The following is a 14,246-nucleotide window of genomic DNA, read 5'->3' on the forward strand; positions in this document are numbered from 1 at the left end:
TGAGCGATAGCCCGCACCTCCCCGAAGCCTGCGACCTGCTCATCGAAGCCGGCTATGTCGTTCCGATCGAGCCACATGCGGTGGTGCTGGAGGACCATGCCGTCGCCGTGCGTGGCAGCGAGATCGTGGCCATCCTGCCGCGCGCCGAGGCCCGCGCGCGCTTCCGCGCCGCCCAGGTGGTCAGCCGCCCCGAGGCCGCGCTGATGCCGGGCCTGGTCAACGCGCACACCCACAACCCGATGACCCTGCTGCGCGGCGTCGCCGACGACCTGCCGCTGATGACCTGGCTGCAGCAGCACATCTGGCCGGTGGAAGCGGCGGTGATCGGCCCCGAGTTCGTCGCCGACGGCACCACGCTGGCCATCGCCGAGATGCTGCGTGGCGGTACCACCTGCGCCAATGAGAACTACTTCTTCGGCGACGTGCAGGCCGCGGTCTACAAGAAGCACGGTTTCCGCGCGCTGGTCGGCGCGGTGATCATCGATTTCCCCACCGCCTGGGCCAAGACCGACGACGAGTACTTCGCCAAGGCCGGTGAACTGCATGACCAGTGGCGCACCGATCCGCTGATCGGCACCGCGTTCGCGCCACATGCGCCGTACACCGTCAACGACGCCAACTTCGAGCGGGTGCGGATGCTGTCCGACCAGCTCGACATGCAGGTGCACCTGCACACCCACGAGACCGCGCAGGAGATCACCGATTCGATCAAGCTGCACGGCCAGCGCCCGCTGGCGCGGCTGGATCGGCTTGGCCTGGTCAACGACCGCCTGATCGCGGTGCACATGACCCAGCTGACCGATGCGGAAATCCACCTGTGTGCCGAGCGCGGCGTCAGCGTGGTGCACTGCCCGGAATCGAACCTGAAGCTGGCCTCCGGCTTCTGCCCGGCCTGCGCCCTGCAGCGCGCCGGCGTGAACCTGGCGATCGGCACCGATGGCTGCGCCAGCAACAACGACCTGGACATGTTCAGCGAGAACCGCACCGCGGCGATCCTGGCCAAGGCCGTGGCCGACGATGCCACCGCGCTGGATGCGGCCACCACGCTGCGTGCGTCCACCCTGGGCGGCGCGCGCGCGCTGGGCTTCGGTGACCGCATCGGCTCGATCGAAGTCGGCAAGCAGGCCGACCTGGTCTGCGTCGACCTGTCCGCACTGGAAACCCAGCCGCTGCACAACGTGCTGTCGCAGCTGGTCTACGCCACCGGCCGCCAGCAGGTCAGCGATGTCTGGATCGCCGGCAAGCCCAAGCTGGTGCAGCGCGAGCTGGTCGGCATGGACCTGCCGGGCATCATCGCCAACGCGCGCCAGTGGCGCGAGCGCATCCGTCATATCCGCGCCTGAACCCCGGCGCCGCAAGGACTCCCTCATGACTGCCCCCCACGCTTCCTCCAATTTCGATCAGGCCGAGCTGGACAAGTTCGCCGCGCTGGCCAACCGCTGGTGGGACGCTGACGGCCCGCAGAAGCCGCTGCATGCGCTGAACCCGGTGCGGCTGAAGTACGTGGCCGACCGCGTGCCGCTGCGCGGTGCGCGCGTGCTCGACATCGGTTGCGGTGGCGGCCTGCTGAGCGAGGCATTGGCGCAGGCCGGTGCCGACGTCACCGCCATCGACCTGGCCCCGGAACTGGTCAAGGTCGCGCGCCTGCATGCGCTGGAAAGCGGCGCCACGGTCGATTACCGCGTGCAGGCCGCCGAGGACCTGGCCGCCGAGCAGCCGGGCAGCTTCGACGTGGTCACCTGCATGGAAATGCTTGAGCACGTGCCCGACCCGGGCGCGATCATCGAGGCCTGCAAGCGCCTGCTGAAGCCGGGTGGCCATCTGTTCCTGTCCACCATCAACCGCACCGCGGCGGCCTTCGCAGTGGCCATCGTCGGTGCCGAATACGTGGCGCGGCTGCTGCCCAAGGGCACCCACCACTACCAGGAATTCATCAAGCCGGCCGAGCTGGCGCGCTGGCTGCGCGAGGCCGACATGCAGCTGGTGGATGTCAGCGGCATGGCCTACGAGCCGTGGCGCAACCATGCCCGCCTGAGCAGCCGCACCGACATCAACTACCTGGCCTACGCGGTCAAGCCGGCATGACCACGGCCGGCTTCCCGCGCGCGGTGCTGTTCGACCTGGATGGCACCCTGCTGGACAGTGCGCCGGACTTCGTCGCCACCTGCAATGCGATGCTGGCCGAGCGTGGCCGTGCGCCGATCGATCCGGCGATGTTGCGTCCGGTGGTGTCGAAGGGCTCGCGGGCGATGGTGTCGGCGGCCTTCCCGGAACTGGATGCCGCCGCGCGCGATGCGCTGATCCCGGAGTTCCTGCAGCGCTACGAAGCGCTGATCGGCCAGCATGCGGTGCTGTTCGATGGCGTGGCCGGCATGCTGGCGGCACTGGATGAGGCCGGTACGGTGTGGGGCATCGTCACCAACAAGCCGGAGTACCTGGCGCGCCTGATCCTGCCGCAGTACGGCTGGCAGCAGCGCTGCGCGGTGCTGGTCGGCGGTGACACGCTGGCCGAACGCAAGCCGCATCCGCTGCCCCTGCTGCACGCCGCACAGGCCATCGGCATCACCGCCGAAGACTGCGTGTACGTGGGCGACGACGAGCGCGACATCCTCGCCGCGCGTGCCGCCGCCATGCCCTCGGTGGCGGCGCTGTGGGGCTACCGCCTGCACAGTGACGACCCGCTGGCCTGGCAGGCCGACGTGCTTGTCGAGAACGCCGAGCTTCTGCAACTGGCCAGCCTCTGGCCGACCCGGCCGGCAGCCCCGGCCCAGCCGTAAGGAATGACGTAGTGAGCAGTACCGCGCTGAACAGTTTCCTCGACAAGTGGCGCAGCCGCTGGCCGGAATGGTCGGTGGCCGCGCCGTTCGTGGCCGAATCGCAACGCGAGATCGCGGTCGCGTGGTTCGCGCTGCTGCAGGAATTCGACGACATGCTCAACACCGGCGGCGATCCGTTGCCGGCCGACGCCAAGCTGGCCTGGTGGGGCGAGGAACTGCGCAGCTGGGCTGCGCATCGTTCGCGCCACCCGCTGGGCCGCCTGCTGGAGCCGGCGCGTGCACCGTGGGCGCAGCTGGCCGAGGCGCTGCCGGATCTGGTTGAAGCGCGCACGGTCGCGCTGGATGCGGCCGGCGCCGAACGCGCACTGGCCAACTATTCCGACGCGGTGGCGGCGGTGGAAGCGGCGTTGTTCAACGACAAGCCGCGTACCGGTGCCGGTCGTGCGGTGCAGCTGCAGACCCTGGCCCAGCGTCTGCAGGATGCCGGCGTGGCGGGCGTACCGCGCAGCCTGCTGGATGAGGACGCCGGCACGGCCGCGCAGCGTTGGGCGCAGTATCTGCTGAAGGGCTGGGGCACCCGTGTGCCGGGCCCGCGCCCGCGCCGCGTCTGGTCAAGCCTGGCGCGCGCGCGCGTGGCCGCACAGGCTGCGGGCAAGCCGATCCAGGCCACCCCGGTGCGCACGCTGCTGCGTGTGTGGTGGGCCGCGCGCGGTTGATTGATCGCCGCTGGTAGTGCCGGCCGCTGGCCGGCAGCTCCGGCGCTGCGGAATTCATGCAATTGCCGGCCAGCGGCCGGCACTACCGCTACTTCCGTTCCAGCACCAGCAACGGATCGATGCGGGTATCGAACCAGTTCATGCCCCAGTGCAGGTGTGGGCCGGTGGCACGGCCGGTGGCGCCGACGGCGGCGATCACCTGGCCCTGTTCGACACGGTCACCGACCTTCACGTCGATGCGCGACAGGTGCAGGAAGTTGGAGCTGACCCCGAAGCCGTGGTCGAGCAGCAGCGTGCCACCGGTCAGGTACAGGTCCGGACCGGCGAAGGTGACGATGCCGGCGGCCGGCGCCTTCACCGGCGTGCCGGTCGGCACCGCGATGTCCATGCCGGAATGACCTGCACCGGGCTGCCCGTTGTACACGCGCGCATTGCCGAAGCGGCCGCTGATGCGGCCCTGCACCGGCCAGATGAAGGTCTGGGTGAAGTCGGTGCGGTCGTCATCGCGGGCACGCGCGGCAGTCACCTGCGCCTGTTCGCGCTTGATCCGCTCGGCAATCGCCGGTGGCGGGTTGACCGTCTTCGGCGGCACGCCGTTGACCCGTTCAGTGGGCCAGTCGCGTGGCGTCACCGCGATGGTCGCGGTCTCGCTACCACCATCGGGGCGCTGCACCTGCACGCGCAGCGGGCCCTTCTCGTCGCGGCCGATACCGAACACCACGCTGCCATAGCCGCTCACCCGCAACTGCCGGTCGGCGTACTGCACGCGGCTGCCGGCGGGCACCTTGCCGATCACCAGCGCGCCCTGCGACGCGCTGGCCGGAAACACCACGCGGCTGTCGATCAGGCTGCCGATGCCATCCTGTGCCTGCGCCGGGGGTGCAGAAAACAGGGGCGCGGCCAGCAGCAGCGCCCCGATCATCAGTGCCGGACGCATCAGCGGTCGTAGGTCATGCGCTGGCCGGCGGGCTCGCCCACCAGCTTGCTGCCGTCCCACACCTGCTGGCCGTTGACCCAGGTGGAGGCAATGCGCGAACGGAAGGTGGTGCCTTCGAACGGCGACCAGCCGCACTTGGACAGCACGTCCTCGCGCTTGACGGTGAACGGCACGTCCTCGACCAGCACCAGGTCGGCGAAGTAGCCCTCGCGCAGGAAGCCGCGCTCCTCGACATCGAACAGCTGTGCCGGGGCGTGGGCGAACTTCTGCACCACCTGCTCGCGGGTCAGCTTGCCTTCGTGCACGCGCTCCAGTGCGGCCACCAGCGCGTACTGCACCAGCGGCAGGCCCGACGGCGCCTGCGCATAGGGCTTCTGCTTCTCTTCCCAGGTATGCGGGGCGTGGTCGGTGGCCAGCACGTCCAGCACGTCGTCGGCCAGCGCGGCGGTGATCGCCTCGCGGTCGGACACTTCCTTGATCGCCGGGTTGCATTTGATCAGGTTGCCCTTGGTCGCATAGTCCGGGCGTGCGAAGTGCAGGAAGTGCACGCAGGTTTCGGCGGTGATCTGCTTGCGGCTGCCGTCGGCGCGGATCAGCGGGCCCTTCTCGAACAGCGCCAGCTCGTCGGCGGTGGAGATGTGCAGCACGTGCAGGCGGGTGCCGTGCTTGCGTGCCAGCGACATCGCCAGCCGGGTCGACTTGATGCAGGCTTCGCGCGAACGGATGTCCGGGTGCATGTCCGGGGTCAGTGCGTCGCCGTACTTTTCCTGGAAGGCCTTCAGATTGGCATCGATCATCGGCGTGTCTTCGCAGTGCGTGATGATCGGGGTCGGGCATTCGCGGAAGATCGCGTCCAGCGTTTCCGGGTTGTCCACCAGCATGTTGCCGGTCGAAGCGCCCATGAACACCTTCACGCCGGGTGCCTTCTTCGGGTCCAGCGCACGGATTGCTTCCAGGTTGTCATTGCTGGCGCCGTGGTAGAAGCCGTAGTTGGCCCACGCGCGGCCGCGCGCCAGTTCGTACTTGGCTTCCAGGATGGTCGAATCCAGCGTCGGTGGATTGGTGTTGGGCATGTCCATGAAGCTGGTCAGGCCACCGGCCACGGCGGCAGCCGATTCGCTGGCGATGTCGCCCTTGTGGGTCAGGCCCGGTTCGCGGAAGTGCACCTGGTCGTCGATCATGCCGGGCAGCAGCCAGCGCCCGGCCGCATCCACCACCTGCTCGCCGTCGCGCGGCGTCAACCCGCTGCCGATCTGCGCGATGCGGCCGTTCTCGATGCGCAGGTCACCATCGAAGGTGCGGCCTTCGTTGACCATGCGGGCGTTGGTGATGAGGGTGGAGGACATGTCAGTGTTTTCCTGTGCAACGGCAAGAGGGGGCGTTGGGGGACTCGGGCACGGGGTCGAAGCCGCCGGGATGGAACGGATGGCAGCGTCCCAGGCGGCGCGCAGCCAGCCAGCTGCCGCGCAGCGGGCCATGCAGGGAGATGGCCTCCATCGCGTATTCAGAACAACTGGGCACGAAACGGCAGCGCGGCCCCAGCAGGGGGCTGATGAAGCGCTTGTAGAAGCGCAGCAGGGCAATGAGCAGGCGCGAGATCACCCAGTCATCTTATGCCAGTTGGCATGAAGGCCGCATTTGTGCAGGATGGGCCGTTGGTCGCATGTCGCCGATGGCCTGCGACCGGTACCAGCACCTTCGGGTGCTGGCCAGGTTCCGTACCGCGCAAGGCGGTCCGTGTTCGTCGGACCGCCCCTTGGCTGGCTTGGCTCCAGGACTGAATGGAGCAGGGCCGCTGAGGTTGCTGCTGCGGGTCGGGTAGGCTATAAAGGCCCGCTTTCCCGGGCCCCGGGGAATCCAAGGAAGAGCGTTTCGTGGCTGCTAAAAAAACTGCAAAGAAGGCCGCAACGGCCGCCAAGAAAACCGCCAAGCCTGTTGTGAAGAAGTTGGCGGCAAAGCCCGTTGCCAAGAAGCCGGCCAGCAAGCCGGCGACCAAGGCAGCGTCCTCGCAACCGGCGGCCAGGAAGGCCACCGCAAAGAAAGCGCCGGTCAAGGCAACCAAGCCGGTGGCGAAGAAGGCCGCCGCGCCCGCCAAGGCCAAGCCTGCCGCCGCCAGCAAGAAGGCGCCGGTGGTGAAGAAGGCTGCCGGCAAGGCCGCGCCGGTCAAGAAGGCCGCCGCCAAGCCGGTAGCGAAGAAGGCAGCAGCCAAGCCGGCGCCGAAGGCGGTGGTGAAGAAGGCTGCGGCCAAGCCGGTCGCCAAGCCTGCCGCGAAGAAGGTGGCTGCGGCTAAACCGGCGACCACGCCTGCCGTTGTAAAGAAGGTCACCAAGAATGTTGCTGCGCCGGCGGTAAAGCCGAGCCCGGCCCCAGTAGTGAAGTCCGCACCGAAGCCGGCTGCCAAGCCGGCTCCGGCCAAGCCTGTCCCGGCCAAGACCGTGGCAGTGGCAGCAGCCCAACCGGCCCCCAAGCCGGCCCCGGCCGCCGCACCTGTTGCTTCGAAGGCCCCGCAATCCAAGAATCCCGTGCCCGTTTCGAAATCGCCTGCCAAAACCGCCGTGAAATCCGATTCCGCCCCGAAGACCGTGTCGCGCCCTGTCGGCAAGGTTGCCGTGGCCGTCGCCGCCCGCTCGGCTGCACCGGCCCCGCGCAGCAAGTACAAGGTGGTCGAGTACAAGACCGACGAGGCCACCGGCCGCCCGATCCTGCCGGCTGGCTACAAGCCGTCCTCGGAAGAGGAATACATGAGCCCGCTGCAGCAGGAATATTTCCGCCAGCGCCTGCAGAACTGGCGTGCGGACCTGGTGGAAGAGTCCAAGCAGACCATCGAGAACCTGCGCGAGGAAGTGCGTGACATCGGCGATGAAGCCGAGCGCGCGACCCGCGAAACCGAGAACTCGCTGGAACTGCGTACCCGCGACCGCTACCGCAAGCTGATCGGCAAGATCGACAGCACCCTCAAGCGCCTGGAAGCCGGCGACTATGGCTACTGCGTGGATACCGGTGAAGAGATCGGCCTGGAGCGCCTGGAAGCGCGACTGACCGCCGAGCGTACCATCGACGCCCAGGAGCGTTGGGAGCACCTGCAGAAGCAGCAGGGCGACTGATTCCCGGTCGTTGTCCGGTCATGCGAAAAACCCGGCCTCGGCCGGGTTTTTTGTTGGGCTTCCTGGCTTTTGTAGAGTCGAGCCATGCTCGACTGGCGCCTCTGAAAAGCAGTCGAGCATGGCTCGACTCTACAGAACAGCTACTGCAGGTCGCGAAGATTCAACTTCCGCAGCGTCGGGTTCTTCCACGCGGTGATCCCGGCCACGCTCAGCACCGCGAACCCACCCAGCACCACCGCCGGCACCAGGCCCAGCAGCCGGGCCATCGTGCCGGCGTAGAACGCGCCCAGCTCGTTGGACGAACTGATGAAGATGCCGTTGATCGACGACACCCGTCCGCGCATTTCCTCCGGCGTGGCCAGCTGCAGGATGGTCGAGCGGATCACCACCGACACGCCGTCGAACGCCCCGTAGAACAGCAGGATCAGCGCCGACAGCCAGAAGTGCTGCGACAGCCCGAATCCGATCACGCACAGGCCGAAGCCGGCCACCGCGAACAGCAGTACGCGGCCGGCATTGCGGTGCAGTGGGTGGCGGGCCAGCCACAGCCCCACGCACACTGAACCCAGCGCCGGCATCGCGCGCAGGATGCCCAGCCCTTCCGGGCCGTGGTGCAGGATTTCGTGCAGGAACGCCGGCAGCATCGCCACCACGCCACCCAGCAGCACCGAGAACATGTCCAGCGCCATCGCGCCGACCATGATCCGGTTGCCCACCACGAAGCGCGCGCCTTCGGCGATGCTCCTGAAGATCGGCGCGGCCGGGCCGGTGTGCACCGGTTCTTCCACCTTCAACGTGGCCAGGCACCCCATCGCCACCAGCGCGAAGACGGTGGCCACCGCATAGGACAGGCCCTTGCCTCCGAAGCCGACCAGCACGCCGCCCAGTGCCGGACCGGCCACCATGCCGGCCTGGAACACCACGGCACCGAGGCCGGCGCCACGCGCGAACTGGTCGCGGGCCAGCACGCGGGCGAACAAGGCGTTGTAGATCGGTGACAGGAAGGCGCGCACCATGCCGGTCAGTGCGATGGCCGCATAGATCGGCCACACGCCCTCAAAGGGCAGCCAGCCCTTGGCCACGCTGGTCAGCACCAGCGCGGTGGCGATCAGCCCGGAGCAGGCGACCATGCCCAGCCGGCGCCGCGGCAGATGGTCGACCAGGTAACCGGCGAACGGCGCCACGCAGAAGAACGGCAGTACCTCGGCCAGGCCGACCAGGCCCAGCGAGAACGGATTGCGGGTGACTTCGTAGATGTGCCAGCCGACGGTGACCGCGACCACCTGGTAGGACAGCATCGCGAAGATGCGGTATGCCAGCAGCCTGGCGAAACCGGGCCGGGACAGCAGCCCCAGCGCGGTGTCTTCGGCCGTGGCAGGTTCGCTCACGACGGATCGCGCTGCAGCTGGGCCTGCGCGGTCTCACGGATGAAGGCCAGCATCGCCGCCACGCCGTTGCTGCGGGTGGGCGAGAGGTGGCGGGCCAGGCCGATGTCCTGGATGTAGCTCGGTTCGGTGTCCAGGATCTCCTGCGCCGAGCGCCCGGAATACACGCGCAGGGCCAGGAAGATCAGGCCGGAGACGATGGCCGAGTCACTGATGGCATGGAAGCGCAGCGACTGGGCGTTGCCTTCCGGCACGATCCAGACCATCGACTGGCAGCCGAGCAGGCGGTGCTCCTCGGTCTTCCATTCCTCCGGGAAGGCCGGCAGCTTGCGGCCGAGGTCGATCAGGTACTGGTAGCGCTCGGACCAGTCGCCGAAGAAGCCGAATTCCTCGGCGATGGCGGTCTGGGCCTCGGCGGCGGTGGGTTCAAGCGGAAACGGGGAGTCGGTCACAGCAGTCTCTACAGTGGGGGCGTGGCCGGCGGTCCGGCCACGGGGCAGGGCAGGTCAGCCGCGCTTGCGCGACCAGCGCACGCCCTGCGGGGTGTCTTCGAGCACGATGCCTTCGGCGGCCAGCTGGTCGCGGATGGCATCGGAGCGGGCGAAGTCGCGCGCCTGCTTGGCCGCGGCGCGCTCGTCGATCAGACCCTGGATGCGCGCATCGTCGCCGTCATCGCCGGCGGCAGTGCCGAACCACTGCGCCGGATCGGCCTGCAGCAGGCCCAGCGCCAGGCCCGCGCCGAGCAGTTCGCCCTTCAGGCGCGCCTGTTCGGCCGGATCGCTGGCCCGGCGTGCGTCGGCCGCGATACGGGCCACTTCGGCCAGCGCCTGCGGCGTGTTCAGGTCGTCATCCAGGGTTGCCTCGACCGTGGCCGGGATCACCGCGCTGGCTTCGATCGACGCCAGTTCGCGCAGGGTGCCGTACAGGCGGTCCAGGGTGCGCGACGATTGCTCGATCAGGCCATCGGACCAGTCCAGCGGCTGCCGGTAGTGGGCCGACAGCAGGGCCAGGCGCAGCGCCTCCGGCGGATGCTGGCGCACCAGGTCGTGCACGCGCTCGATGTTGCCCAGCGATTTGCTCATCTTGGCGCCGCCGAAGTTGAGCATGCCGTTGTGCAGCCAGAAGCGGGCGAAGATCTTGCCACCATGGGCGCACTCGCTCTGTGCGATCTCGTTCTCGTGATGCGGGAACTGCAGGTCGACCCCGCCGGCATGGATGTCGATGGTCTCGCCCAGGTGCGCGGCGGCCATCGCCGAGCACTCGATGTGCCAGCCCGGGCGCCCGCGGCCCCACGGCGATTCCCAGCCGGGCAGGTCGTCGCTGGACGGCTTCCACAGCACGAAGTCGCCGGGGTCGCGCTTGTACGGGGCGACATCGACGCGGGCACCCGCCAGCATTTCGTCCGGATCACGGCGCGAGAGCTTGCCGTAGCCGTTGAAGCTGGCCACCGCGAACAGTACGTGGCCCTCTGCCGCGTAGGCATGGCCGCTGGCGATCAGCTGCTCGATCATGGTGATGATCTGCGGCATGTGCGCGGTCACTTCCGGCTCGATGTCCGGCGGCACCACGCCCAGCGCGGCCATGTCTTCACGGTAGGCGGCGGCGAAGCGGTCGGTGATGGTGCTGATCGGCACCCCCTGTTCGCGCGCGGCGGTGTTGATCTTGTCGTCGACGTCGGTGATGTTGCGGGCGTAGCGCAGTGCGCCGAAGCGCCGCCGCAGCAGGTCGGCCAGCACCCCGAACACCACCGGGCCACGGGCGTTGCCGATGTGCACGTAGTTGTAGACCGTCGGGCCGCACACATACAGGGTCGGACAGGCCGGATCGAGCGGGGTGAACGGTTCGAGCTGGCGAGTCAGGTTGTTGTGCAGGCGCAGGGTCATGGGGCTGTGGCTGGGGGACAAGCCTGCGATTTTAGAACGTGTCGGCCCCTTTGGGGGCACTGGCTGCCACCGGTGGACGCGGGTTCTCCCAAGGTGGGGTGGGCAGGAGCGGCGTGGACGGGTAATGTTCAGCCCCTTGCGCTCGTCACTGCCTACACTATTGCCGTGTCCTTGCTCCCATCGCCAATGAAATCCACCGCGTTGCTGACCCTGGCCTGCCTGTCGGCGCTGCCCGCCGTGGTGCTGGCGCAGGAGGCCGAGCCCCGCAACCGGGTGGTGATCGTGGAGAACGTGAAGTTCGACTATGCCCAGGTGCTGAACGTCGAGCCGGTGTTCCAGACCCTGCGCGCGACCCGCACCGAGGAGCACTGCGAGCCGGTCTCGACCCGGACCCTGGCCCCGGTCAACGTGACCGGCGAGGAGCCGGTCGAGGACAAGGGCCGGATCAGCCGCTTCTGGGACTCGGTGCGCTCGATGTTCAAGCGCAGCGATGAAGAGGCGTCCGAAGAGGTTGCCGCCGAGACGCCGGCCCCGGCGCCGGCCAACAATGGGCCGATGCTGACCCGCGACTGCCGCATCGTGCCGGTGGGGCGTGAATTCCGCCGGCCCATCGCCTACGACGTGGACTACGTCTACAAGGGCACCAAGTACCGCTCGCGGCTGCCGGAAGATCCCGGCAACCGGCTCAAGATCCGGGTGTCGATCACCCCGTGGGTCGGCCCCGAGCAGGGCACCGCCAGCAATCCCTGATTCTGCGACCCCGGCCCCTTGCGCCGGCCCCGGCCGCATGCAAAGATGGATGACCATGAAGCTCACCGACTTCCAGCACGACAGCAGCGCAGCCCGACAGGCGTCGGGCATGACCTCGCGTGCGCGTCGACCGGAACCCCACATCCTCGCTGGGTAACCGGAGCTTTTTGCTGTTCGTCCGAAAAAAACCCAGCCGCCCGGCTGGGTTTTTTCGTTTCTGCGTTCTGAAAGCTGCAACTGCAACCTTTTCGTTCCACCTTTGGTTCCTGCTTTTCCCTTCCACCGCGTCGAACCCGGCGCCGCCACGCAAGGAAAGATGATGTCCCCCAAGCACTTCCTGAACACCCAGGACTGGAGCCGCAGCGAGCTCGACGCGCTGCTGACCCAGGCCGCGCTGTTCAAGCGCAACAAGCTCGGCGACCAGCTCAAGGGCAAGTCGATCGCGCTGGTGTTCTTCAACCCGTCCATGCGCACCCGCACCAGCTTCGAACTGGGCGCGTTCCAGCTCGGCGCGCACGCAGTGGTGCTGCAGCCGGGCAAGGATGCGTGGCCGATCGAGTTCAACCTCGGTACGGTGATGGACGGCGATACGGAAGAGCACATCGCGGAAGTGGCCAAGGTGCTGGGCCGTTACTGCGACATCATCGCCGTGCGTGCGTTCCCGAAGTTCCAGGACTGGGCCTATGACCGCCAGGACATCGTCCTCAACAGCTTCGCCAGGTACTCGCCGGTGCCGGTCATCAACATGGAGACCATCACCCACCCGTGCCAGGAACTGGCCCACGTGATGGCCCTGCAGGAGCACTTCGGCACCCAGGACCTGCGCGGCAAGAAGTACGTGCTGACCTGGACCTACCACCCCAAGCCGCTGAACACTGCCGTGGCCAATTCGGCGCTGACCATCGCCACCCGCATGGGCATGGACGTGACCCTGCTGTGCCCGACCGCCGACTACATCCTCGACGAGCGCTACATGGGCTGGGCCGAGCAGAACGTGGCCGAGAGCGGTGGTTCGCTGAAGATCAGCCATGACATCGACAGCGCCTACGCAGGTGCCGACGTGGTGTACGCCAAGAGCTGGGGCGCGCTGCCGTTCTTCGGCAACTGGGAACCGGAAAAGCCGATCCGCGACCAGTTCAAGCACTTCATCGTCGACGAGCGGAAGATGGCGCTGACCAACAACGGTGTGTTCAGCCACTGCCTGCCGCTGCGCCGCAACGTGAAGGCCACCGACGCGGTGATGGATTCGCCGCAGTGCATCGCCATCAACGAAGCCGAGAACCGCCTGCACGTGCAGAAGGCGATCATGGCCGCGGTTGCCGGGCGCTGAGTCAAACACGGGGTAGAGCCGACCGTTGGTCGGCTGCTCCCGCAGCGGCGCATCCAACATTTCAGCCGACCAGCGGTCGGCTCTACCGAAATCTCATCACCAAGTGGACCTGACCCCCATGAGCAACAAAGACGTCGTTCTCGCCTTCTCCGGCGGCCTCGATACCAGCTTCTGCGTGCCGTACCTGCAGGAGCGCGGCTACAACGTGCACACCGTGTTCGCCGACACCGGCGGTGTCGATGATGAAGAGCGTGATTTCATCGAGAAGCGCGCCGCCGAGCTGGGCGTGACCAGCCACGTCACCGTCAACGGTGGCCCGGCCATCTGGGAAGGCTTCGTCAAGCCGTTCGTGTGGGCCGGCGAAGGCTACCAGGGCCAGTACCCGCTGCTGGTCTCGGACCGCTACCTGATCGTCGATGCCGCGCTGAAGCGTGCCGCCGAACTGGGCACCAACATCATCGCCCACGGCTGCACCGGCATGGGCAATGACCAGGTCCGCTTCGACCTGGCGGTGAAGGCGCTGGGCGACTACCAGATCATCGCGCCGATCCGCGAGATCCAGAAGGAACACACCCAGACCCGCGCCTACGAGCAGAAGTATCTGGAAGAGCGCGGCTTCGGCGTGCGCGCCAAGCAGCAGGCCTACACCATCAACGAGAACCTGCTGGGCGTGACCATGTCCGGTGGTGAGATCGACCGCTGGGAAGCCCCGGGTGAAGGCGCGCGTGGCTGGTGCTCGCCGCGCAGCGAATGGCCGGAACAGGCGCTGGCCGTGACCCTGAAGTTCGTCGAAGGCGAAGCCGTCGAACTGAACGGCAAGGCGCTGCCGGGCGACCAGATCCTGGCCCAGCTCAACAAGCTGTTCGCGCCGTATGGCGTCGGCCGCGGCGTCTACACCGGCGACACCGTGATCGGCCTGAAGGGCCGAATCGTGTTCGAGGCGCCGGGCCTGGTCTCGCTGCTGGCCGCGCACCGCGCGCTGGAAGACGCCGTGCTGACCAAGCAGCAGAACCGCTTCAAGCCGGACGTGGCGCGCAAGTGGGTGGAGCTGGTGTACGAAGGCTTCTACCACGACCCGCTGAAGACCGACATCGAGGCCTTCCTGAAGTCCTCGCAGGCCAAGGTCAACGGTGAAGTGGTGCTGGAGACCCGTGGCGGCCGCGTCGACGCGGTGGCGGTGAAGTCGCCGCACCTGCTCAACACCAAGGGTGCCACCTACGCGCAGTCGGCCGACTGGGGCGTGGAAGAGGCTGAAGGCTTCATCAAGCTGTTCGGCATGAGTTCCACTGTCTATGCGCAGGTCAATCGCGGTTGACCTGTGACGGTAGTGCCGGCCGCTGGCCGGCATTCACCACCGACATCGT

At 67.7% G+C, this 14,246-nt stretch carries 14 protein-coding genes; 8 read left to right on the forward strand and 6 right to left on the reverse strand.

Annotated features, from left to right (window positions below; translation table 11 throughout):
• From N7590_RS14360 to N7590_RS14375, 4 genes are all read left to right on the forward strand, one after another.
• The coding region (locus N7590_RS14360; RefSeq protein ID WP_279935674.1) for a TRZ/ATZ family hydrolase at window positions 1-1,343 on the forward strand (1,343 nt) is incomplete at its 5' end.
• 25 nt (window positions 1,344-1,368) lie between these two features.
• On the forward strand, window positions 1,369-2,085 hold the full coding sequence (ubiG, locus tag N7590_RS14365) for a bifunctional 2-polyprenyl-6-hydroxyphenol methylase/3-demethylubiquinol 3-O-methyltransferase UbiG (RefSeq protein WP_049458268.1): 717 nt from the start codon (window positions 1,369-1,371) through the stop codon (window positions 2,083-2,085).
• Window positions 2,082-2,777 (forward strand): phosphoglycolate phosphatase, encoded by a 696-nt coding sequence (locus N7590_RS14370; protein ID WP_053511831.1) that lies wholly within the window; start codon window positions 2,082-2,084, stop codon window positions 2,775-2,777. Before ubiG ends, N7590_RS14370 begins: the two co-directional genes overlap by 4 nt.
• Before the next feature lie 11 nt (window positions 2,778-2,788).
• Entirely contained in the window at window positions 2,789-3,493 is a 705-nt protein-coding gene (locus tag N7590_RS14375; protein WP_164242062.1) for a squalene/phytoene synthase family protein, read from the forward strand.
• Window positions 3,494-3,581: 88 nt separating this feature from the next.
• Here the strand turns inward: N7590_RS14375 and N7590_RS14380 are convergent, their stop codons facing one another.
• From N7590_RS14380 to yidD, 3 genes are read right to left on the reverse strand one after another with little or no spacing between them, the layout of a single operon-like run.
• Complete coding sequence (locus tag N7590_RS14380; RefSeq protein ID WP_164242063.1) at window positions 3,582-4,430, reverse strand: M23 family metallopeptidase; 849 nt, start codon at window positions 4,428-4,430, stop codon at window positions 3,582-3,584.
• Window positions 4,430-5,776, reverse strand: a complete 1,347-nt coding sequence (locus tag N7590_RS14385; protein ID WP_006457238.1) for a dihydroorotase — start codon at window positions 5,774-5,776, stop codon at window positions 4,430-4,432. The genes N7590_RS14380 and N7590_RS14385 overlap by 1 nt, the downstream gene beginning before the upstream one ends.
• 1 nt (window position 5,777) lies before the next feature.
• Window positions 5,778-6,032, reverse strand: a complete 255-nt coding sequence (gene yidD, locus N7590_RS14390) for a membrane protein insertion efficiency factor YidD (protein ID WP_008266150.1) — start codon at window positions 6,030-6,032, stop codon at window positions 5,778-5,780.
• Between the two features lie 272 nt (window positions 6,033-6,304).
• On the opposite strand from yidD, the gene dksA reads away from it, so the two are divergent.
• The gene (gene dksA / locus N7590_RS14395) at window positions 6,305-7,534 is read left to right on the forward strand and encodes an RNA polymerase-binding protein DksA (RefSeq protein WP_164242065.1); all 1,230 of its coding nucleotides are present in this window, start codon (window positions 6,305-6,307) and stop codon (window positions 7,532-7,534) included.
• A 140-nt stretch (window positions 7,535-7,674) separates the two neighbouring features.
• Here dksA and N7590_RS14400 read toward each other — a convergent pair whose 3' ends face one another.
• Genes N7590_RS14400 through cysS form a run of 3 tightly spaced genes read right to left on the reverse strand, consistent with a single transcriptional unit; the run spans window position 7,675 to window position 10,802 of the window.
• Complete coding sequence (locus tag N7590_RS14400) at window positions 7,675-8,922, reverse strand: MFS transporter (protein WP_006457191.1); 1,248 nt, start codon at window positions 8,920-8,922, stop codon at window positions 7,675-7,677.
• Complete coding sequence (locus N7590_RS14405; protein ID WP_049458275.1) at window positions 8,919-9,371, reverse strand: SufE family protein; 453 nt, start codon at window positions 9,369-9,371, stop codon at window positions 8,919-8,921. The genes N7590_RS14400 and N7590_RS14405 overlap by 4 nt, the downstream gene beginning before the upstream one ends.
• 54 nt (window positions 9,372-9,425) lie before the next feature.
• Entirely contained in the window at window positions 9,426-10,802 is a 1,377-nt protein-coding gene (cysS, locus tag N7590_RS14410) for a cysteine--tRNA ligase (protein ID WP_164242067.1), read from the reverse strand.
• 186 nt (window positions 10,803-10,988) lie between these two features.
• On the opposite strand from cysS, the gene N7590_RS14415 reads away from it, so the two are divergent.
• The 3 genes from N7590_RS14415 to N7590_RS14425 all read left to right on the forward strand — a co-directional run bounded on the left by N7590_RS14415 (window position 10,989) and on the right by N7590_RS14425 (window position 14,197).
• Complete coding sequence (locus N7590_RS14415; RefSeq protein ID WP_049458277.1) at window positions 10,989-11,552, forward strand: hypothetical protein; 564 nt, start codon at window positions 10,989-10,991, stop codon at window positions 11,550-11,552.
• Between the two features lie 319 nt (window positions 11,553-11,871).
• Window positions 11,872-12,882 (forward strand): N-acetylornithine carbamoyltransferase, encoded by a 1,011-nt coding sequence (locus tag N7590_RS14420; protein ID WP_053511407.1) that lies wholly within the window; start codon window positions 11,872-11,874, stop codon window positions 12,880-12,882.
• Between the two features lie 118 nt (window positions 12,883-13,000).
• Window positions 13,001-14,197, forward strand: coding sequence for an argininosuccinate synthase (locus N7590_RS14425; protein ID WP_006457092.1), 1,197 nt, complete (start codon window positions 13,001-13,003; stop codon window positions 14,195-14,197).
• Window positions 14,198-14,246: the final 49 nt, after the last annotated feature.

The sequence above is a fragment of the Stenotrophomonas sp. GD04024 genome (assembly GCF_029837545.1).
GTDB classification, from domain to species: Bacteria; Pseudomonadota; Gammaproteobacteria; order Xanthomonadales; family Xanthomonadaceae; genus Stenotrophomonas; species Stenotrophomonas forensis.